Origin of the sequence: Sporosarcina sp. SG10008, from assembly GCF_044569405.1 — a bacterium.
GTDB lineage: Bacteria > Bacillota > Bacilli > Bacillales_A > Planococcaceae > Sporosarcina > Sporosarcina psychrophila.
Genome location: NZ_CP172607.1, coordinates 2,671,466 through 2,692,178 on the forward strand (window position 1 = coordinate 2,671,466; position 20,713 = coordinate 2,692,178).

Sequence of the window (20,713 nt, forward strand, 5' to 3'; positions counted from 1 at the left end):
AGTCTGGCGCCTGTTGCTAGACATAAAAAACCCTCCCGGCCTAGGATGGCGGGAGGGTATACGTGCAGAAATAAATGTACATAGAAACTGCGCGCAGCAGTTTGACTGTACTTCCGTGCAACCTTCCCAGCCTCTCTGGACTGATGTTAAAGGTATCGCTATTCAATTGCTTCGTTCAGTATACAATTTACTCTTCTGTTTTGTCAACGCTTTTCCTAACTTCATCAACCAAGTCTTTAAAGTCTTCAGGTAGAGGACTGTTGAATTCCAAGTACTCACCTGTTACGGGATGATCAAAACCGAGCGTACCTGCATGCAATACTTGTCCATTAAATTGAAGTGTTTTTTTCGGTCCATATTTCGGATCTCCAACAAGTGGATAACCAATATATTTCATATGCACCCGAATTTGATGCGTTCTGCCTGTTTCTAATCTGCATTCGACAAGCGTATAATCCCCGAACCGTTCGATTACTTTGAAGTGCGTTACCGCATGCCTTCCTTTATCAACGATAGCCATATTTTGTCGTTCCCGTTGATCACGGCCGATTGGCGCGTCAATTGTTCCATTATCATGTGGTATATGGCCATGGACAAGTGCAGTATAAACACGCGTTACTGACCTGTTCACAAGCTGGTCTACTAACGATACATGTGCCTTATCATTTTTCGCGACCATCAAAAGCCCTGACGTATCTTTATCAATACGATGGACAATCCCTGGGCGCACCACTCCGTTAATACCTGAAAGGTCCGTGCAGTGGTGCATAAGACCATTTACGACCGTTCCTGATGGATGACCTGGCGCAGGATGAACAACCATGCCACGCGCTTTATTGACAACGAGTACGTCCTTATCTTCATAGACGATATCGAGATTTAATTCCTCAGCAACCATGTCAAGCACTTCCAGTTCAGGTTCTTCCACCGTCACTATATCTCCCAGTCTTACTTTATAATTAGGTTTCACTTGAATTCCGCTTACTAGAACAAGGCTGTCTTTCAGCCATGATTGAATTTGCGTACGTGACCATTCAGGATTGACTGCAGACAAAGCTTTGTCTATTCGGCTTCCTTTGTGTTCTTCAGTTATTTCAATTTCTATTTTTTCCATTACGACACCTTTTTCTTGTTCTTTTTTTCATCCATAATAATATGAATGATGATCATAATCACACCGACCGTTAACGCTGCATCTGCAACATTAAAGATTGGAAAATCGTAGTTGATAACCGGGATTGTGACATCGACAAAATCGACAACTTCCTTGCGCCACAGACGATCGATAAAATTACCAATCGCACCACCAAGAAGAAACATTAAACTGAATCCAAAGAGCGGTTGCCCTTTCGCTTCTTTATGGAAGAAATAAATAATACCAATTGCAACGGCAACTGTGACAATATAAAATAACCACATTTGTCCTTCAAGCATACCCCAAGCGGCTCCCTTGTTGCGATGAGAAAGAAGCCCTAAATAAGGATCTGCAATGCTAATTTTTTCGCCGAGCTCCATGTTTTTAACGACTAGCCATTTCGTAAACTGATCCAAAATAATGACGAATGCCGCTAATCCGTAATAAATGAACAATCCAAATACCCCCGTCCGACAGATTACGTTCCATTTTACCACATCGACACCTATATGAGCGCGTTTCAACGCTAAATGAGTAATATAAGAAAAGCGCAAGGCGCCGTTTAGCCCCGACAAGCGCTGGAAGTCTTGATGATAAAGGCGTACTATGCCTTTTCAGCAAGAATGAAGCGAAAGGAAGGCAGTCTAAAGTCGCGACTTCCTGTCGCAAAGACTGCATGACCCCCTTCGTGGGGGCCCAGGGGCTGGCGTCTGGAGTCTAGACACCGATCCATGTAAAAAAACTTATGCTTTCTTACCTTTTAAAAAACCGCTGCAACCAGTCTTATATAAAGACAGCAGCAGCGGCTTACAGTTTGATGATTTTACGAATAATGCACTTTTACAACTTCTGCACAACGTGTACATAGAGTAGGGTGTGTTTCGTCTGAGCCGATTGTTTCAGAAATCGTCCAGCAACGCTCACATTTTTCGCCATCTGCATTTTCAACAAGAACACTTACAGCATCCAGTTTCAAAGTACCTTCCGGCATGTTAGCGATATCTCCTTCAGCAAACTTCGATACGATAAAGAATTGTGCGAAGTCAATATCATCCGCTGCGAATACATCTGCCAGTTTTTCAGGGACAGCAACCGTTACTTTCGCTTCAAGCGATTTCCCGATAATTTTACTATTACGCGCTTCTTCCAGTGCCTTCAAAACATCGTCACGAACAAGCATCAATGTTGCGAAACGCTCACGCAATGCCTGTGCTTCTTGTCCAAGATCTTGTGCTTCTGGCATATCTGTCAGCTGAATACTTTCTTCGGTCTTGTGCTCGATAAATGCCCACATTTCATCTGTCGTATGCGGCACAATAGGTGTTAACAATTTCAACAGCGCAATCAGCGTTTCATACATCACTGTTTGCATCGCACGACGATGTGGATGATCTGCACCTTCGATGTAGACAACGTCTTTGGCGATATCTAGGTAGAACGAGCTCAATTCACCTGTACAGAAGTTATTCACTGCATGATAAACACCAGCGAATTCGTAGTTTTCATAAGCTTCACGCACTTCTTTGATCAAATCCTGTAGTCTCACATAGACAAATTTGTCTACTGTACGCAGATTTTCAAATGCCACAGCATCTGTAGCCGGATTGAAATCTGATGTATTGCCGTGTAGGAAACGCAGTGTGTTACGAATTTTTCTATATACTTCAGAAACTTGCTTGAAGTTAGAATCAGAAACCCGTACATCCGCTGTGTAATCAACAGATGATACCCACAGGCGAAGAATGTCTGCACCAAGCTGGTTCATTACTTTTGCGGGAATGATTACGTTCCCGATTGATTTACTCATTTTACGTCCTTCTCCGTCAAGAGTGAAACCATGGCTTAGCAAGCCTTTATATGGTGCATGGCCATTGATGGCAACGCTTGTCGTGAGTGATGAGTTAAACCATCCACGGTATTGGTCAGATCCTTCAAGATACAGGTCCGCCGGGTAAACGAGATCATCCCGTTCTACTAGCACACCTTGGTGTGTTGAGCCTGAATCGAACCAAACGTCCATGATGTCCGTCTCTTTTGTAAACTCTCCGTTCGGACTGCCTTCGTGGGTGAAACCTTCTGGCAGTAAATCTTTTGCTTCTCGTTCGAACCAGACATTCGATCCGTTTTCACGGAACAATTCCGAAACGTTGGCAATTGTTTCATCTGTAATGATTGGTTCACCGTTTTCAGCGTAAAACACTGGAATTGGAACACCCCATACACGCTGACGTGAAATACACCAGTCACCACGGTCTCGAACCATGTTATACAATCTTGTTTCGCCCCATGAAGGTGTGAATTTCGTATTTTTGATAGCATCAAGTAATTCGGTACGGAACGATTCAATTGAAGCGAACCATTGTGCAGTCGCGCGGTAAATAACCGGTTTTTTCGTGCGCCAATCGTGTGGATACGAGTGGGTGATGAATGATAATTTCTTAAGCGCGCCCACTTTGTCGAGTGCCTCTGTAACTGCTTTATTTGCATCTTCATAAAACAGACCTTCGAAGCCTGGCGCTTCATCAGTCATAACACCGCGATCATCGATAGGAGAAAGGGCATCAATACCATATGATTTAGACACGTAGAAGTCGTCTTCCCCGTGGCCTGGAGCTGTATGGACACATCCAGTACCCGCTTCGGCTGTAACATGATCACCGAGCATAACAAGCGAATCGCGGTCATACAATGGGTGCTTCGCTACAACACGGTCGAGTTCAGAACCTTTCAGTTCACGCTCAACAACATGGTCTTCCCAGCCAAGTTCTTCTGCGACAAACGTAAGTAAATCTTTAGCGATAAGGAATTTCTCTTCTCCCGCTTTAACAATAACGTATTCAAATTCCGGATGGACAGAAATCCCAAGGTTTGCAGGAATCGTCCATGGAGTTGTCGTCCAGATTAAGAAGTTAACATCTTCATCAATTACGCCAAGTCCATCTTTCACAGGGAAACTAACATAGATAGATGGTGATTTCTTATCCTGGTACTCGATTTCCGCCTCAGCAAGTGCAGATTCACTTGATGGTGACCAATAAACTGGTTTCAATCCTTTATAGATATATCCTTTTTTAGCCATTTCACCAAACACTTGAATTTGACGCGCCTCAAAAGCTGGTTTTAGCGTGATATATGGATTATCCCAATCGCCACGTACACCAATCCGTTTGAACTGGCTACGCTGATTGTCAATCTGGCCAAGCGCATATTCCTCACACATTTTACGGAATTCTGCTACTGACATTTCTTTTCTTTTTACGCCTTTGTTCACTAATGCCTGTTCAATCGGCAGTCCATGTGTATCCCAGCCTGGAACGTATGGCGCGTGGAAACCTGTCATTGATTTGTGGCGGACAATCATATCTTTCAATACTTTGTTCATGGCGTGACCCATATGAAGATCACCATTCGCATATGGAGGACCATCGTGTAATACGAAGAACGGGCGACCCGCAGTTCGTTCCTGTACTTTTTTATAAATGTCCATCTCTGCCCATTTTTCTTGCAGTAATGGCTCTTTGTTAGGTAAGTTACCTCTCATCGGGAATTCTGTTTTCGGCATAAGTAATGTATCTTTGTACTCCATGTTTTTTCCTCCTTTAAAATAGAAAAGCGCAAAAGGATCGCAGCCTTAGCCACGTCCTGTGGCTAAGACCCCATACCTACATCCTGTAGACACAAGGCACAGGCAAAAATAAAAAAATCCCCACCCCTAAAAAGGGACGAAGAATTATTCTCGCGTTACCACCCTACTTGTAGCAAACGAATTTGCTACCACTCAGACACCATAACGGGGTGTTTCCGGGATCACGTAAATTATTCCGCAATCCAGCTCGAGAGTGATTTTCATTTCCAATCCGTTGACCGGGCTTCCACCGCCCCCGGCTCGCTATTCTCAGATTTGGAAGGTACTTTCTCTTTCAACGCCTGTTCTAAATATATGCCTATAAGTATATGTGTGAATTAAGACTAAAGTCAAGTTTCCTTATGAATCCAGGTCGGCTGCCATTTCTAAACGCTCCGCATCGATTTCATACTCAAGTAAAACGTCCCAATCATCTGACTGAATCAGATCAAGTTGCGCTTCAATGAGCATTTTAAAACGTGTACGGAAAACCTTCGACTGTTTCTTAAGATCTTCAATTTCCACAGAAATTCTACGCGCGCGGGAAAGTGCCTCATTGACAATTCGATCCGCATTTTTTTCTGCTTCCTTGACAATCAATTTCGATTCTTTCATAGAGTTGCGACGAACGTCTTCCGCAGCTTCCTGAGCGATAAGAATCGATTTTTGTAGCGTTTGCTCGATTGAGTTAAAATGGGAGACCTGTTCTTCTGATTGTTTCAAATTGCTTTTCAATGTTTTGTTTTCTTCAAGTATATTTTCAAAATCTTTCATGATTTGTTCCAAAAACTCATTTACTTCATCTTCATCATATCCACGAAACTTATTGGCAAATTCTTTATTATGTATATCAAGTGGTGATAAAGCCATTTAAAGCATCTCCCCTTTAACTTATTCATTCTCTATTATACATGTTAAGGCATCAGATAACAGTTCTTTTTCAAACTATAATCTGATAAAGTGAAACTTCAATCAATGGAGAAGTTCCATTCCATTGATTGTTAAGGAACTCAGATTACGAACGCCGCGTCCTGCGGCAACATCTGAGTGACCAACATCCTGTTGGCCCGAACCAATCGGGCTTTTACGGGCAGTTGCCCCCACTTACGCTTCCGCGCTAAGGATAAGTCTTAAAATTGGGGGCTTATGACGTACAGGATGTACTAATGCCGACGTTGCCACAGGACGTGGCGATTTTAGTCGGCCTGCCCGTTAATGCGGGACAAGTCATTCTAATTTCCCAACAATGAGACGAATTTTATCTTTACGCGTTCTTCCTTCAATTGCGATCACTTTAAAACGGCCAGAACCTCTAATTGATATCATATCTGACTCTTGAAGTTCAAATGCAGGCTGATCCCTAACAGCCCAATTCACTTTCACTTTTTCCCCATGCACAAGCGTCGCCGCTTTTTGGCGTGGAATAGTTACTAATGCCGCTGTTACTACATCGAGTCGTAATGAACTAACGATATGCATTTCCTCTGTCCATGTATCTGTCGTGACAATCCAGTCTTCCGGACGATTACTTTCTTCAACCGTCACTTTCGCTTTCCCAATCGATAAAAAATTAGCCGTCATATAATCCTTTAACTCATCTGCGACCGCAAACTGGACTTGATCACCAACCACTCGGATGTCCCCGAATTTCGAACGGTCGATGCCTAATGACATCATCGAGCCCAGGATGTCCTTGTGATCAAGTTGCAAAAACTTAGAAGCATACTTCACATCAAAAATAGCTATTCGATAATCGACTGGTTCTGGTACATAATAATCTGGATAGATAAGAACTCTTCGTCTTTCCGCTTCCGGAAAAGCTCCGTACAATCCGACCAATAGCATCGAACTGCCCGCAAGAGATTCTACAATGCGCTGCTGCCTAGGATCCAAGAATCCTGTTAGTTTTGGTGAATAAGTATCTTCCACTTCACGTATCCAGCCAATCGCCATTTCGATGAAAGGCTGTTCATCTTTTCTGAAATGCTGTAGTATAGTTTCCATTTCTCCGGCTCCTTATAGAAAAATCCTCACATAAGTGAGGACGACGTAATCATTTTATAACAACATCATAAATATTGCTTCAACGCCATCAGAGATAAACCTCAACGCAAATATACCAACGATTGGTGAAATATCAATCATTCCAAGAGGTGGAATGAATTTTCTGAAAAACCCTAAATAAGGCTCGGTAATCTTCCCAAGTATTATACCAAACTTAGTTTCACGAGAAGCAGGTATCCATGACATTAGTATATAGATAATAAGAAGTATTGAGTAAATCGATATTGCTCCTGTTATTCCTTGATAAATTAACCCTAAAATATTTTCCATTCTGTTGGTACACCTCATTCAATTTCTATCGTTCAAAATAATCGGAGATTGCACCAGCAACTTCCACATTCTCCGGTACGCAAAGGAAAATATCAGTTCCTATTCGCTGGATGTCTCCTCCAAGCGCATAAACAGTACCGCTTAGGAAATCGACAATTCGAATTCCTTGATCACGCTCAATTCGCTGTAAATTCACAACAACTGCACGCTTATTTTTCAAGTGTTCAGAAATGTCTTGCGCCTCCGCATAGACACGGGGCTCAATAAGAATAACTTTGGAAGACTTTTGGACACTTTGCAAGCTGACAACCGTTGCTGACTGTTGTGGTTCGCCTGCTACTTGCTTCCTCATTGGTGCTCTGCTGCGTGGCTGCTCCTGCGCAGGACGCTGTTCTTCCCGGCGTGGCTGTTCTTGTACTTCTTTTTCTTCATCGTCTAGGTAAAACCATTTCTCAAACTTGTTTTTAATGCTCATACGTCTCCCTCGCTTTCTGCTCCGACAAGTGCAGTCCCGATTCTTACATGAGTTGCACCTTCTTCAATAGCGATAATGAAATCATTTGACATTCCCATGGACAATTGAGTACAAGGTGCATGTGGCAATTTTTTTGCCGAGATGCCGTCTCGAAGCTCCCTTAACGAGCGGAATACGGAACGAATCTCATCCATATCCTTTGTGAAAGGAGCCATTGTCATTAAACCTATAATTCGAATTTTATCATAAGCCGCCACATCTTCAATAAAGCTATCAAGTTCAGCTGGTGTTACACCTGATTTACTTGATTCACCAGAAACATTCACTTGAATGAAACAATCAACAACATGATTGGAACGCTTATGAATTTCCTTAACCAAACTCATTCGATCAACAGAATGTAAATAGTCAATTCGATTGATGATTTCTTTCACTTTTCTGCTTTGAACATTACCGATGAAATGCCAGATGGCACCACTTTGTATCGTTTCCTGTTTCCCTAGTAGGCCTTCAGGTCGATTTTCGCCAAGATGTCGGATGTTTTCTTCCAGCACCGCAGATGTTCTTGCTGTCGAAACTTCCTTCGTAACAGCAACGACCGTAATTTCAAATCTGTTTCGACCTACTCGGTCACAAGTTGCTTGTATATCTTGTTCGATTTTTTGTATTCGTTGCTGTAGATTTCCCATTATAATCACTACTTTTCCTCAATCTTTCACTTCATTGTACCAACCTAGGCTGAACATATCAATAATGAATCATTTTTCTGCATTCTTTTTGCCCACAAGCACAATATCTTTACCGATTGTTGTAATCTCTTTAAGATTGACCTTTTTCGTATCCTTGTCTTTTGTATCAAAAAAACTGTTCCGTTCTCCACCACCTACGTGCAAGGATTCAACTTTTCCAGTTACAGTGTCAATTGTTGCATCCTGGACGAATCCAAGGAACGTTCCCTTAGTAGCGTCGATAACTTCTTTTTTTTGTATTTCTGAAAACCTCATAAAATCCCTCCTTACAATGAATATATGCACATAGGCACGAGAAAAAACGCAATGCAGTTAGCACATTGCGTTACATTTATCATTATTGTTCCATCCCTTCCCGAATGGTTTGAACTGCACTCTTCTCCAATCGGGAAATCTGGGCTTGTGAAATGCCTAGTTCCTTAGCGATTTCGGTCTGCGTTTGTCCCAAATAAAAACGTTTTGAAAGAATTGATTGTTGTCTTTCATCCATACTAGATACAGTTTCTTTAACAGATACATACGTCAGCCACCGTTCTTCTGAAACCGTTTTGTCCTGTATTTGATCCATCATAAATACTGGATCACCGCCGTCACCGTTCATAGGCTCATGAAGGGACATTGGATCTTGAATTGCATCAAGGGCAAAGAGAATATCATCGGCGGGTATACCTGTTGCTTCAGACAAATCCGATATTCTCGGTTCTCTTTGATTATCATTAATGAACTGCTCTTTCGCTCTTATTGCCTTATAAGCGGTATCTCGAAGTGATCTTGATACTCGTATTGAATGATGATCACGTAGATGTCTTTTAATTTCTCCAATAATCATCGGGACTGCGTATGTTGAAAATCTGACATTATGTTTCAAATCGAAGTTGTCAATTGATTTAAGCAAGCCGATACATCCGACTTGAAATAAATCATCCGCTTGTTCCCCCCTGTATGCGAATCTTTGGACCAGACTTAGGACGAGACGCAAATTGCCAATGACGAGCTCTTCCCTTGCTGCATGATCTCCGCTCTGTAACCTGATAAACGTTGCTTTCATCACGTCGTTTGTGAGTAACGGCAATTCGGACGTATCGATTCCACAAATTTCAACTCTTGTACGCACCATTAGCTTTTCCTCCGCATTCTGTAGATGACTGTACAAGATAGTCTGTCCGCAGTCGTCCAGAATATGCGGAAATTCGCATCGCCAATTTCACCCATTATGCAATCGGATGATTCAAGCTTTCACGCAGTTCCGAGATGATTTTTTTTTCGAGCCGTGAAATATAGGATTGAGAAATCCCAAGCAGTTCTGCTACTTCTTTCTGTGTCATTTCCTCTTGTCCCGTCAAACCGAAACGGCATTCCATAATATAACGCTCTCGTTCATCGAGACTCGTAATTGCTTCAATCATATGCTGGCGCTCGATTTTTCTTTCGACATCATCAATGATAATATGCTCATCTGTGCCAAGAATATCCGATAATAGTAATTCATTACCGTCCGCATCTGAATTTAACGGTTCATCAAAAGAAATCTCAGATCGTGTTTTGTTTGTTTTTCGAAGATGCATCAGAATCTCATTTTCAATACAGCGGGATGCATATGTGGCTAACTTGATGTTTTTGTCGGTCTTAAAAGTTTCGATTGCCTTTATAAGTCCGATTGCACCTATACTGATAAGATCTTCAATATGTGTATTTGTGTTATCAAAACGACGTGCAATGTAAACAACAAGACGAAGGTTTTTTTCAATTAGTCTGTCACGCGCGTTCATATCGCCTTCCATAAATGCTTGGATTGTTATTGCTTCTTCTTCCCGGGTCAACGGCTTTGGAAGGGACTCATGACCTCCGATATAGTATGTGCCGCTTTTCCTTTTAAAAAAGCTAGTGATTATCGACATCCATTTTCTAAATTTATACAGCATAAGCAGTTCCCCTCTCCCCGTTTAATGACTCCATTGCGGATACATGCAAGATTGCTCCCGCACCGTCCGGATAACGACGATCATTCTTTGTCACTACAATATAACCAGGTTGCAGCACGTTCCCTTCTCCTAAAACCCATTGCTTGAATCGAAAACCAACTGCCCAAGACTGTCCTTGCACCGTTACTAACCGAATCAGCCTTATTTGTTTGTGATAGCCCTCAGGAAACTCCGACATTGAAGGTGTTCCTTGAGGATTCCAAGCAAGCAAAGGCTTCATCAAATCTTCCGGTATATGCTTTTCCAGCACCTTTAACGAAACAAAATGGACTGGAGAACCAGACAATGGCTCCGTGCAACCGTTACCCGAATCGACGAATACATCAACCTCTACTTCAGCATCCCAAATAGAGAGAACTGAAGAAGCACGAAGCTCGGAAACATGGCGTACAGTTCTGACATCAAGCCATTTTTTCCTCATGAAATAAAGAGAAATGTATACGACAACTGCATAGGCAAGAACTGTAAACGCTGAACTGGACATATGGATGCGATATTGAAAAGCCGTTAGTAAACCACCAGCAAATACCGCCCCTATCAAAACCATTGTCGCAGATTTTTTCCACAGCTCAAAAGCCTTTCCAAAAGCGCAAACAGTCATGCAAATAAAAGATAAAACCAAAACACTCACCGATGATGGAAAAATAACGACAGGCATCGCACCCGCAAAAGAGGCGAACAATAATCGTCCGCGGGCGGCTTGTACGTTTCCTACTTTGTTGGCGAATGAAAGAATTGCATAATTGAATAGCATATTCACTCCTACAATTAGTTCCCCATACATAAGCCGCCCTCCCTGACAACAACGATAGCACCTATGGCGTAAAATGTTTGTCGGAACTAGGGGCAGACAAAAAAAAGAAATCGACAGGATTCGATTTTAGATATCGAGCGTTTTAGTTAGTTGAATGAAGAGATATGATCGGTTGATCGGGGTATATGATTGCTTGGCTCGTTATATGATTGGTTAGACATGCTTTTTGATTGGTTGGCACGATATATGATCGGGCAGCATGTTTTATAATCGCTTGGCTCGTTATATGATCGGTTAGCATTTTTTTGATTGCTCGGCACGGTATATGATCGGTGGGACATGCTTTTTGATTGCTTGGCCTGTTATATGATCGGTCAGCATGTTTTATGATCGCTTGGCCCGTTATATGATCGGCTAGACATGCTTTTTGTTTGCTTGACCTGTTATATGATCGGGCAGTCATGCTTTTTGATTGCTTGGCACGGTATACGATCGGTGGGACATGCTTTTTGATTGGTTGGCCCGTTATATGATCGGTTAGACATGCTTTTTGATTGCTTGACCTGTTATATGATCGGTCGGCCACGCTTTTTGATTGCTCGTCTCGTTACATGATCGGGCAGTCATGCTTTTTGATCGCTTCGCACGTAATATGATCGGGCAGCATCAGACATCACCTAATCCACTTCATAGCTAACTAAACGTAAAAAAAGCTTTCCAGAAAGTGCGGTTGCACTTTCTGGAAAGCTTTTGGTCTTCCATCATTATTAACGACGACGATTGCGTAAAAACGTCGGAATATCGAGCGTGTCATCTTGTTGATTACCTTGAGGTTGGCGTGTTGGTTCCGGTTGTTGGAACTGTGGCGCTTCCTCTCTGCTACGCTCACGTGTTGGTGGCTGTTGAGTTGGCGGTTGCTGCTCACGCGTTGGCGGTTGTGTACGACTTGCACCGAAGCCCGGGCTTCTTGCAGGACGAGATACGGTAAGCTGCTCTTCGCTGAAGCCTGTTGCAATGACTGTTACGATAATTTCATCCTTCAAGTTGTCATTGATGACAGAACCGAAAATCATATTCACATCTTCATCTGAAGCTGAAGCAACGATATCTGCAGCCTCCTGTACTTCGAATAGGCTCAAGTTTGAACCGCCTGTGATATTCATAAGTACACCTTTTGCACCGTCGATTGACGTTTCGAGTAGTGGGCTTGAAATGGCTTTTTTCGCCGCTTCAGCCGCACGATTTTCTCCCGTAGACATCCCGATTCCCATAAGAGCAGAGCCTTTATTGGACATGATTGTCTTAACGTCTGCAAAGTCTAAGTTGATAAGTCCAGGTACAGCGATCAAGTCGGAAATACCTTGAACCCCTTGACGTAGCACATTATCGGCTTCACGGAAAGCTTCGAGCATTGGCGTATTTTTATCTACAATTTCAAGCAATTTATCATTTGGTATGACGATTAGTGTATCCACAGATTCTTTCATAGATGTTATACCGCCGATTGCCTGTGTCTGGCGTTTTCGTCCTTCAAAAGTGAACGGCCTAGTAACAACACCAACAGTCAGTGCACCCAAATCTTTCGCAATTTGTGCGATGACTGGAGCAGCCCCAGTACCTGTTCCACCGCCCATACCTGCAGTAACGAACACCATATCCGATCCGCGCAATGCTTCTTCGATTTGTTCTCTGCTTTCTTCGGCAGCTTTTTTACCAACTTCCGGATTCGCACCTGCCCCAAGTCCGCGTGTCAATTTGCCACCTATTTGTAACTTCACTTCAGCAGTCGAAAGGTTTAGTGCCTGAGCATCTGTATTAACTGCGATAAATTCCACACCTTGCACACCATGTTCAATCATTCTATTTACAGCATTATTACCGCCACCGCCTACACCAATTACTTTGATGACTGCTAACGCGTCAACATTCGTATCGAATTCTAGCATCGTCTCTCCTCCTAGTCCATTTCATACAGTTGTTCATTGAATCATTCGAAGAAATTGTCAAAGACTTTCTTTGCTTTATCTAAAATACCAGGTTTCTTTTCTTTGTTCCGGTCTACTGACTTTTTCTTGTTGACCGGAGCCGGCGTATGATTATCAGAAGCCGAAACTGTCGCTGACTCAGGGACATGACCAAAATAAGAATCTTGCATATGTGCATAGCGTATAAGTCCTACCGCAGTTGCATACATCGGTTCTCTTACCCCGATATACTCTGGTGTATGAATACGGACCCTTGTTTTCAACACATGTCTTGCTAATTGTAGGATACCATCCATCTTCGTTATACCACCGGTCAATACGACTCCACCTGGTAAATCATGTACGCCCATGCGGTACAGCTCTTCCAGAACGAGATCAAAAAGTTCTTCAAGCCGAACACCGATAATTTCCGATATGTATCTTTGGCTGTACTGATCTTTTGAATCAGCACCAATGACAGGTACTTCAAACAATTCATCATCCGATGCATCATCTGAGAAAGCATGTCCATACTGATGCTTAATTTTTCTTGCCTGTTCAGTTGGCGTTTTCAAAATAATTGAAAGATCTTTTGTAATATGATCCCCGCCAACTGGTATGACTGCTGTCGCCATGAATCGGTTTTCGCCAAAAATGGAGACTGTGGTAGAACCACCACCGATATCAATAAATGCACTGCCGTGATTCTTTTCATCATTCGTCAGAGCAAACGTACCGGCAGCAAGCGGTTGCAAGTAGATTTCTTGGATTACAAGACCTGCTCGTTCCACGCAGCGTAGTATATTATGAATAAGTGTTTTTGATGTAGTAATAAGCGTTCCGTCCATTTCAAGCCGGACACCGATCATTCCCCTTGGATCCGTTATTTCATCATAATCGTCAACAATAAATTGTTTCGGAATGATGTTAACGATTTCCCGATCAGGTGGAACTGACATGACCTGCGCTGATTTCATAACCCGATCGAGGTCGTCATCAGTAATTTCACGATTTTCCGAGTTAACTGCAACAACTCCTTTGACGTCCTGTAACGAAACGCCATTTGCAGGAATGCCCAGAATGACTTCACGGATTTGCATCCCTATCATTCTTTCGGCCTGGTCAACCGCTTTTCGGATAGATTGGACAGTTGCATCAATATCGATGATTGTCCCTTTCCGAATTCCCGCAGATTGAACATTGCCAACTCCGATAACGTGCAAGGATCCGCCATCCACTTCACCTACTAACACCTTAACTGACGAAGAACCTATATCAAGTGATACATATAATTCTGATTGGCTCAATTACTGGCACCTCCCAAATCAACTCTTAACTCCCATTCTATTGCATTGGGAGTGCATTGTCTAAATATTTTCGACATCTCTTATTCAAACCCCTTCATTAATGTGCATTTGTGTTGGTAACTTTCCCTCGCTCTGCCCATTTAACAAGCAAAATCCTTCTAATAACGGCGATATTTTGGAATAACCTTACACCGAATGCAAAAATTGCCGCAAGATATAAATCGACTCCTAGATGCACTCCTAAAAATGCCAGTGCGGCCGCCAGTACTATGTTAAAGAAGAATCCAGATACAAACACCTTATCATCGTATACTTGCTGTAAATGAGCCCTGATGCCCCCGAATAGCGTATCAAGGGCAGCCAGTACAGCAATTGATAAGTAATTTTCATATACCTGTGGAATTTGAATGTCTGATAATAGACCCATCGAAATTCCGAGTACAAGACCAAGTAATGGTAACCACATAAGTCATTCCCCTTTCGGCAATTCCTCTAAAAACTGATTTTCCAGCCTTTCTGGATAACCGCGGATTTCCACCGCCATTTCTGGTTTTCCAACTTCAAGGATTAAATCATCCAGATAAAAGTCATCGTGAATCGCCGAGGCTACTAAATAATTGTATACTTTTTCACTGTCTGCAAAGGTCGGAGAAATGATTTTCATGGAAAAGGGCGGTGTTGAAACATTCAACCCATTCACAGTGGTCATTCCATTAATATCTCTGATGGAGCTCAGTATCGTATATCGTTTGCCATCAATTTCAAAAATGAGGCCTTTAAAACGATTCAACTCATTGACAAAACGAGTGAGTAGATCTGGAGATATTCCGGTGATTGGTACACCGAAGGCCACACTTTCAGCAGCTGGCCGAACTTTGATAATAATGCCCGGTCCTTCAACGTCAGTAACACCCGCTTGCCGATAGAGCTTGTCCACTGTTTGGGTTAGCGCCCTCCCAGTGTTTTCTATATTTAACGATTTGTATGTGAGTATTGTCTTGTCCAACTCCCGAATTTCAGAAAGCAATTCAGAGTGGAACTGCTTTTCACTTGCCAAGTCTTGACGGATTGCCCAAATGTCCCTCGTATCTCGTTCTTCTGGGTTTTTCATCGAATTGAATTGGATGGCAGTCATAAACCCGACAAGGAGCAAGATCAGCGTGAATCTCCAATGTATTGTTTTTCTCACCCGTCCAACCCCCTACACCATTACTCAACTCTCATTGCGCAAAGCCGACAGCCTAATATCCTTTGATTGTTCTGTAGTGACCACGATATTATCCCTGATCAGGCTGTCGATCACACCACCTTTTAAATGTAAGGCTGAAGAAAGAACGTTCATATCACCAATCGCCTCTATAACAAATGGCGCCGGATAAGTTCTTCCATCAACCGTAATGACTGGTCCTGTGCATTTTATATAAGAGTTTGATGTAATTCGTTGTCCATTTATCGCTAATCCTTGCGCTCCTGAAATCCTTAATTCATTGACGACCCGAAGTATATGACTTTCATGAACAATATAATCGTTCGGGTTCTGTTCAACAGGATCATAATCGGCATCTTTCAAAGTAACTTTGAGACCTTGTCCGATAGCAGGGATTGCACCAAGCAGCAAGCGAAGATTTTTCGCCTCATCAACGAGACTGGCATGATCCTTCTCCCCCATGGAGAAAGAACGTTCATACTCACGTATCTCTTCCTGCTTGGCGGCGATTTCATCGGTCAGTTCCTTATTTCGTTCCTGCTGACTGATTAGTCCTTCTCGGTAATCCTCTTCCTTGTAAAATGCAGGCGACTGGGTACTATCGTTCTCCTGGTTTATGCCGAGGGTTCGATATGAAAACGCGAGGATGAAACCCAGCACAAGAAATACAACTGAAAAAAGAATACTTCTGCCCCTCTTTTTGTATGCATCATTCACCTTCTTCATCGATCGGCTCTTCCTCCTCTACTAACCCGTATACCTTACTAAAAGGAGTGAAAAACGTCCCAACTTCCATATCTATTACACCTTTTTCATAACTGTTCAATTGGGCTGTTACATCTGGATAATAGGCCATTTTTTCAGCAAACGTTGAGATGAATGCGCGGACCTCGAATCCATCGTCCATATAGACCGTAATACTATCCGAATCCTTTTCATCCCCTGTAACAATAATTTCTGAAATCAGGTGATAGACAGTGTCGTCCAGTTTCAGCAACTGTGCTGTTATCCGCTTCAGTGTATCAGGGTTTTTGAAATTATTTAAGACAGGCGATTCAGCCTCAGGCAACAACATACCGGTTGGGAACGTTTCCCCACTTTCTAACAGTAAACTATATTGTCCCCCGTCTTCAAGGTAGGCAATCGTCTTCCATTCGGTAATTACGATTTCAATATTCCTAAACCATTCCCGTGACACCGATACCTTTTGTACGCCTTCAATTTTCTCCATAGATTCTTCGATGTCACCGGTACTGAAGCTCCAAAGAGAGTTGTCTATTGTTAAACCACTTTTTTCTTCATAAAATGCCTGCTCATGTAGAACGGCACCACTAACCTTAATCGTCTCTAGCTTACTAAGGGGTGATTGAAAATAAAGGATAGCTAGGAGTGCAACAACAAACACAGTCAACATGAACAGGAATTTTTTATTTGTTTTTCTGCGACGCTTTTCCCGCAAGGATGGAATTCGCTCTTCGATGTCAATGACTTTGTCCATTTTGCCCCTCCTCTATCAACTCGTTTTTTTGCCCACTGTAAAATGCATGATGGTCCCTGCCGCTATCCACGTCGTCATCAAAGATGAGCCGCCATAGCTTATAAAAGGCAATGTGACACCCGTTACAGGCAAAAGCCCTGATACCACACCGACATTCAAAAACGTTTGAAAAATGATCATTGAACCCATGCCTGCAACCATCAGAAATGCATATCGTCCTTTCGTTCTGATTGCAATTCCGAAAGTTGATGCCAATAAAACGGTAAACAGCAACAATACCAACGTCGCCCCAATGAATCCTGATTCTTCCGCGATAATCGAAAAAATAAAGTCATTTTGTGGTTCGGGCAAATAGAGATACTTCTGACGGCTATTGCCGTAACCATGACCCACCAATCCTCCGGGCGCAATCGCAAACAACGACTGAATTCCTTGGAAGCCCTTACCAAGAGGATCACTCCATGGGTCGATATACGATTTGATGCGATCCAATCTGTAAGGCGCCGCGGCAATTAGTGCAACAAAAGCACCTATTCCAGCAAAACCAAGAAATGCGAAAAATTTTAGTGGGTATCCTGCAATGAATAGAATAACGAACGCAGAGACAATCATAATAACAGCGGAACCAAGATCGGGTTGCAACATGATAAGAGCAGCAGGTAGCAGAATCAGTCCAAAGTGGCTAAACTGAAAAATACCTTTTCCTTGAATTTTGTCCAAGCTGCACGCCAGTTTCCCAATAAGTGCAACTTTGACGAACTCGGCTGGTTGAATACTGAACGGGCCAAGTGCAATCCAGCTTTGTGATCCGTTCCGCATTGCGCCAACCCCCGGAATAAGGACAGCAACGAGTAACAAGATTGTCATCCAATATACAAATGTCCATGTTTTCGGACTCGATGTCAGAGGGCTTTTCATAATTACAAGTGCAATTCCGATTGATACCGCCATATAAATTGCTTGTTTCACGATGAACGGAGAGGAGTCGGCATAATGGACAGCCCCCCAATACGAACCGGCGGAATGGACAAAAGCCAACCCGATGAATGATAGCGCTACGGCAGAAACGATAAATGACGTTTTCAACTTAGCTTCCAGTGAACGCATCCTTCCGCAAATTTGCTGAATCAACTAAATAACTATATAGATATATTGATATCAAGAATCCTACCTACAACGCTTGGCGCTAGGGGATGCCTCCCACAATAAGCCGGAGCGAAAATCACTGTCAGTCTTATTGCTTCGACTCCCCCTGTAAGGCGCCTAAGCTAGTTTATATACCGTATTTAACGAACACCGGTGAGACTTATAGTTCCATAACCGCTTCTATAAACTGATCGCCCCTGGCTTCGAAACTTGGGTACTGATCCCAACTGGCACAGGCGGGTGAAAGCAGGATAATATCTCCCGCTACAGTAAGCGGATAAGCTTTTCGCACAGCGTCCTGTACATCTTCTGCCATCATAATGATTTCGATACCGCATGACGCTGCAAATTCCGCAAACTTCCCGGCTGTTTCTCCCACAGCGACGACTGCTTTTACATCACTCATGTAGGGGCGCAACTCTTCAAATGACTGGCCTCGATCCAATCCACCAGCAATTAGAATAGTCGGTACATCAAACGCAGCTAATGCACTTTTCGTAGCTAGCGTATTCGTTGCTTTTGAGTCATTGTAAAACTTCCGGCCTTGTAATTCCTTAACGAATTGCATCCGGTGCCGAACACCAGTAAAGGAACTTAACACGCTCTCAATTGCTTTTTTGTCACAACCTAAAAGAATTGCTGCCGCAGTTGCAGCAAGAATGTTTTCAAGATTATGTTGTCCCGGCAACTTTATGACGGATCGCAATACATAAGGTTTCCCATTCCAGTATATTTGCTCATCATCAGCCGATATACCGTTTTCTTTCATTCCAGTCAAAGAAAAAGGAACTTTCACAGCAGATGAACGAGCAGCATACTTTCGAAGTTTCGGCTGATCATCGTTATATATAAAGTAATCTTCTGCTGTTTGATTTTTTGTGATGCCATATTTTGCCACCGCGTACGCTTCAGAAGTTCCATGATAATCGAGATGTGCATCATACAAATTCGTCCAAATGGCTATTTTAGGTTGGAACGTATCGATCCCCATTAGTTGAAAGGACGAGGCCTCAAGGACGATGATGTTGTCTTGCGTAGCTTTTTCGGCAACAGTACAAGAGACCGTCCCAATATTTCCCGCGATTAGTGGGTGCTTATTGCCAATATTAAGCATATGGTACAGCAACGTTGTTGTTGTTGTTTTACCGTTCGATCCTGTAATCCCTACAATTGGTGCTTCACTTATCCTAGAAGCAAGTTCAATTTCTGTCCACACCGGAATTCCTTTGCCGATTGCTTCCACAATAACTGAATTACTGTAGGGGATGCCTGGATTTTTCACAACGATGTCATATCCAGCGTCAAGAATATCAGCAGGATGACCACCACATATAACACGGATACCTTTCGAGCGAAGCTCTGCCGCTTCTTCATTACCTGCTTCAGGTGATGCATCATTAACCGTTACATGAGCACCAGATGCATGTAATAGCGATGATGCAGCGCAGCCACTCTTCGCCAGACCCAGAACAAGTATTTTCATTCCGTTAAACTGATTGGCATTTTTCACTTACAACACCTCCAACAAGACAGGGACTATTGCCGCCAAAAACGCGACTCCCCAAAAAACAATAACAATTTTCCACTCGGACCAACCCGATAATTCAAAATGATGGTGAATCGGACTCATTTTAAATACCCGTTTACCCGTCGTTTTGAAACTAATGACTTGGATAATAACAGAAAGCGTTTCAATGACATAAACAATTCCAATGATGACAAGTAGGAATTCTTGTTTAATCAAAACCGAAATCATCGCGAGTGCCCCACCTAGTGCTAAGGATCCTGTATCCCCCATGAAAACTTTTGCAGGCTTGACATTGAAAACTAAAAAACCAAGCATTGCTCCTGTAACTACAAAGGCAAAGACCGCAATATCATGTTGTCCGTATATAAGAGCATGAACTCCAAATGCGGCAAAAGCGATAGATGATGTCCCCGCAACAAGTCCATCCAATCCATCAGATAGATTTACTGCATTGGAAAATCCGACAAGCCAAAAAACGAGGAATGCAACATAGAATACACCAAGCTCAATTTCAAATTCTGTGAAAGGAATTTGTACCGCAGTATCGAACGGTCCTAACTTCAAAAGGAAGAATGCAGCAACCGCAACGATAATTTGGCCAATCAGCTTTTGAATAGATGTCAGCCCAAGATTCCTTTTCAAGACGACGATTATAAAATCATCTAGAAAACCGATGATGCCAAAACCTACAAGAACGAGTAACAAGACAATCGTCTGTGTCGTCAGCACGTCATATATGTACGAAAGGGCAAGCGTCGAAATGATAATTGAACCGATGAAAATAAGCCCGCCCATCGTAGGTGTACCTGCCTTTTTCTGATGGGCTTTGGGACCTTCCTCACGGATACTCTGCCCAAACTTCAATCTCCTAAGGGCTGGAATAATAACAAATCCCAATAATGTTGAAATGATAAACGCGACCACAATGGCCGTCAATGTAGTGACAAGTGTCATAATATTTTTCTCCTTCTAACTTCTGATGCAGCAACTTATTTGCGCTGTACCAGAC

Annotated in this window: 21 protein-coding genes and 1 other annotated feature; all 21 genes read right to left on the reverse strand. The window is 42.7% G+C overall.

Features of this window, described 5'->3' with window-relative positions; genetic code table 11:
* Positions 1 to 187: 187 nt before the first annotated feature.
* Positions 188 to 1,114 (reverse strand): RluA family pseudouridine synthase, encoded by a 927-nt coding sequence (locus ACGLYD_RS12875; protein WP_067211434.1) that lies wholly within the window; start codon positions 1,112 to 1,114, stop codon positions 188 to 190.
* Positions 1,114 to 1,590 carry a signal peptidase II gene (lspA, locus tag ACGLYD_RS12880; RefSeq protein ID WP_067211436.1) on the reverse strand — a complete coding sequence of 159 codons (477 nt, stop codon included), beginning with the start codon at positions 1,588 to 1,590 and terminating at the stop codon, positions 1,114 to 1,116. Before lspA ends, ACGLYD_RS12875 begins: the two co-directional genes overlap by 1 nt.
* A 368-nt stretch (positions 1,591 to 1,958) precedes the next feature.
* Positions 1,959 to 4,721: an isoleucine--tRNA ligase gene (ileS, locus tag ACGLYD_RS12885; RefSeq protein WP_338655803.1), complete on the reverse strand. Its 2,763-nt coding sequence runs from the start codon at positions 4,719 to 4,721 to the stop codon at positions 1,959 to 1,961.
* A gap of 129 nt (positions 4,722 to 4,850) precedes the next feature.
* Positions 4,851 to 5,068, reverse strand: a binding site (T-box leader).
* Between the two features lie 52 nt (positions 5,069 to 5,120).
* Positions 5,121 to 5,630, reverse strand: coding sequence for a DivIVA domain-containing protein (locus ACGLYD_RS12890; protein ID WP_067211441.1), 510 nt, complete (start codon positions 5,628 to 5,630; stop codon positions 5,121 to 5,123).
* A 357-nt stretch (positions 5,631 to 5,987) separates the two neighbouring features.
* Positions 5,988 to 6,764 carry an RNA-binding protein gene (locus ACGLYD_RS12895; RefSeq protein WP_342538785.1) on the reverse strand — a complete coding sequence of 259 codons (777 nt, stop codon included), beginning with the start codon at positions 6,762 to 6,764 and terminating at the stop codon, positions 5,988 to 5,990.
* A gap of 54 nt (positions 6,765 to 6,818) precedes the next feature.
* On the reverse strand, positions 6,819 to 7,094 hold the full coding sequence (locus tag ACGLYD_RS12900; protein ID WP_340740442.1) for a YggT family protein: 276 nt from the start codon (positions 7,092 to 7,094) through the stop codon (positions 6,819 to 6,821).
* Positions 7,095 to 7,119: 25 nt separating this feature from the next.
* Positions 7,120 to 7,569, reverse strand: a complete 450-nt coding sequence (locus ACGLYD_RS12905; protein WP_067211448.1) for a cell division protein SepF — start codon at positions 7,567 to 7,569, stop codon at positions 7,120 to 7,122.
* Entirely contained in the window at positions 7,566 to 8,258 is a 693-nt protein-coding gene (locus ACGLYD_RS12910; protein WP_399628298.1) for a YggS family pyridoxal phosphate-dependent enzyme, read from the reverse strand. Before ACGLYD_RS12910 ends, ACGLYD_RS12905 begins: the two co-directional genes overlap by 4 nt.
* 69 nt (positions 8,259 to 8,327) lie before the next feature.
* Positions 8,328 to 8,573 carry a PRC-barrel domain-containing protein gene (locus ACGLYD_RS12915; protein ID WP_067211451.1) on the reverse strand — a complete coding sequence of 82 codons (246 nt, stop codon included), beginning with the start codon at positions 8,571 to 8,573 and terminating at the stop codon, positions 8,328 to 8,330.
* Positions 8,574 to 8,655: 82 nt separating this feature from the next.
* A complete protein-coding gene (gene sigG, locus ACGLYD_RS12920) occupies positions 8,656 to 9,435 on the reverse strand; it encodes an RNA polymerase sporulation sigma factor SigG (protein ID WP_067211453.1) in 780 nt (259 codons plus the stop codon).
* A gap of 94 nt (positions 9,436 to 9,529) precedes the next feature.
* The gene (sigE, locus tag ACGLYD_RS12925) at positions 9,530 to 10,240 is read right to left on the reverse strand and encodes an RNA polymerase sporulation sigma factor SigE (RefSeq protein WP_082786644.1); all 711 of its coding nucleotides are present in this window, start codon (positions 10,238 to 10,240) and stop codon (positions 9,530 to 9,532) included.
* Positions 10,230 to 11,084 carry a sigma-E processing peptidase SpoIIGA gene (locus ACGLYD_RS12930; protein WP_399628302.1) on the reverse strand — a complete coding sequence of 285 codons (855 nt, stop codon included), beginning with the start codon at positions 11,082 to 11,084 and terminating at the stop codon, positions 10,230 to 10,232. The genes sigE and ACGLYD_RS12930 overlap by 11 nt, the downstream gene beginning before the upstream one ends.
* 737 nt (positions 11,085 to 11,821) lie before the next feature.
* Positions 11,822 to 13,000 carry a cell division protein FtsZ gene (gene ftsZ / locus ACGLYD_RS12935; protein ID WP_067211458.1) on the reverse strand — a complete coding sequence of 393 codons (1,179 nt, stop codon included), beginning with the start codon at positions 12,998 to 13,000 and terminating at the stop codon, positions 11,822 to 11,824.
* Between the two features lie 41 nt (positions 13,001 to 13,041).
* Positions 13,042 to 14,325, reverse strand: a complete 1,284-nt coding sequence (ftsA, locus tag ACGLYD_RS12940) for a cell division protein FtsA (RefSeq protein ID WP_067211461.1) — start codon at positions 14,323 to 14,325, stop codon at positions 13,042 to 13,044.
* A gap of 97 nt (positions 14,326 to 14,422) precedes the next feature.
* Positions 14,423 to 14,791, reverse strand: a complete 369-nt coding sequence (locus tag ACGLYD_RS12945) for a small basic family protein (protein ID WP_067211463.1) — start codon at positions 14,789 to 14,791, stop codon at positions 14,423 to 14,425.
* Between the two features lie 3 nt (positions 14,792 to 14,794).
* Positions 14,795 to 15,514 (reverse strand): DUF881 domain-containing protein, encoded by a 720-nt coding sequence (locus ACGLYD_RS12950; RefSeq protein ID WP_067211465.1) that lies wholly within the window; start codon positions 15,512 to 15,514, stop codon positions 14,795 to 14,797.
* A gap of 24 nt (positions 15,515 to 15,538) precedes the next feature.
* Complete coding sequence (locus ACGLYD_RS12955; RefSeq protein WP_342538788.1) at positions 15,539 to 16,258, reverse strand: DUF881 domain-containing protein; 720 nt, start codon at positions 16,256 to 16,258, stop codon at positions 15,539 to 15,541.
* Positions 16,242 to 17,030 (reverse strand): cell division protein FtsQ/DivIB, encoded by a 789-nt coding sequence (locus tag ACGLYD_RS12960; RefSeq protein WP_342538789.1) that lies wholly within the window; start codon positions 17,028 to 17,030, stop codon positions 16,242 to 16,244. The genes ACGLYD_RS12955 and ACGLYD_RS12960 overlap by 17 nt, the downstream gene beginning before the upstream one ends.
* Positions 17,031 to 17,045: 15 nt before the next feature.
* Positions 17,046 to 18,137: a putative lipid II flippase FtsW gene (ftsW, locus tag ACGLYD_RS12965; protein WP_067211470.1), complete on the reverse strand. Its 1,092-nt coding sequence runs from the start codon at positions 18,135 to 18,137 to the stop codon at positions 17,046 to 17,048.
* 199 nt (positions 18,138 to 18,336) lie between these two features.
* The gene (gene murD / locus ACGLYD_RS12970; RefSeq protein WP_082786646.1) at positions 18,337 to 19,686 is read right to left on the reverse strand and encodes a UDP-N-acetylmuramoyl-L-alanine--D-glutamate ligase; all 1,350 of its coding nucleotides are present in this window, start codon (positions 19,684 to 19,686) and stop codon (positions 18,337 to 18,339) included.
* The gene (gene mraY / locus ACGLYD_RS12975) at positions 19,687 to 20,658 is read right to left on the reverse strand and encodes a phospho-N-acetylmuramoyl-pentapeptide-transferase (protein WP_067211472.1); all 972 of its coding nucleotides are present in this window, start codon (positions 20,656 to 20,658) and stop codon (positions 19,687 to 19,689) included.
* Positions 20,659 to 20,713 lie beyond the last annotated feature (55 nt).

What these genes read in the sequence shown, in the direction of transcription:
- ACGLYD_RS12875 (WP_067211434.1), bottom strand. Translation starts at nt 1,114, where the DNA reads ATGGAAAAAATAGAAATTGAAATAACTGAAGAACACAAAGGAAGCCGA.
- ileS (WP_338655803.1), bottom strand. Translation starts at nt 4,721, where the DNA reads ATGGAGTACAAAGATACATTACTTATGCCGAAAACAGAATTCCCGATG.
- ACGLYD_RS12890 (WP_067211441.1), bottom strand. Translation starts at nt 5,630, where the DNA reads ATGGCTTTATCACCACTTGATATACATAATAAAGAATTTGCCAATAAG.
- ACGLYD_RS12895 (WP_342538785.1), bottom strand. Translation starts at nt 6,764, where the DNA reads ATGGAAACTATACTACAGCATTTCAGAAAAGATGAACAGCCTTTCATC.
- ACGLYD_RS12900 (WP_340740442.1), bottom strand. Translation starts at nt 7,094, where the DNA reads ATGGAAAATATTTTAGGGTTAATTTATCAAGGAATAACAGGAGCAATA.
- ACGLYD_RS12905 (WP_067211448.1), bottom strand. Translation starts at nt 7,569, where the DNA reads ATGAGCATTAAAAACAAGTTTGAGAAATGGTTTTACCTAGACGATGAA.
- ACGLYD_RS12910 (WP_399628298.1), bottom strand. Translation starts at nt 8,258, where the DNA reads ATGGGAAATCTACAGCAACGAATACAAAAAATCGAACAAGATATACAA.
- ACGLYD_RS12915 (WP_067211451.1), bottom strand. Translation starts at nt 8,573, where the DNA reads ATGAGGTTTTCAGAAATACAAAAAAAAGAAGTTATCGACGCTACTAAG.
- sigG (WP_067211453.1), bottom strand. Translation starts at nt 9,435, where the DNA reads ATGGTGCGTACAAGAGTTGAAATTTGTGGAATCGATACGTCCGAATTG.
- sigE (WP_082786644.1), bottom strand. Translation starts at nt 10,240, where the DNA reads ATGCTGTATAAATTTAGAAAATGGATGTCGATAATCACTAGCTTTTTT.
- ACGLYD_RS12930 (WP_399628302.1), bottom strand. Translation starts at nt 11,084, where the DNA reads ATGTATGGGGAACTAATTGTAGGAGTGAATATGCTATTCAATTATGCA.
- ftsZ (WP_067211458.1), bottom strand. Translation starts at nt 13,000, where the DNA reads ATGCTAGAATTCGATACGAATGTTGACGCGTTAGCAGTCATCAAAGTA.
- ACGLYD_RS12945 (WP_067211463.1), bottom strand. Translation starts at nt 14,791, where the DNA reads ATGTGGTTACCATTACTTGGTCTTGTACTCGGAATTTCGATGGGTCTA.
- ACGLYD_RS12955 (WP_342538788.1), bottom strand. Translation starts at nt 16,258, where the DNA reads ATGAAGAAGGTGAATGATGCATACAAAAAGAGGGGCAGAAGTATTCTT.
- ACGLYD_RS12960 (WP_342538789.1), bottom strand. Translation starts at nt 17,030, where the DNA reads ATGGACAAAGTCATTGACATCGAAGAGCGAATTCCATCCTTGCGGGAA.
- ftsW (WP_067211470.1), bottom strand. Translation starts at nt 18,137, where the DNA reads ATGCGTTCACTGGAAGCTAAGTTGAAAACGTCATTTATCGTTTCTGCC.
- mraY (WP_067211472.1), bottom strand. Translation starts at nt 20,658, where the DNA reads ATGACACTTGTCACTACATTGACGGCCATTGTGGTCGCGTTTATCATT.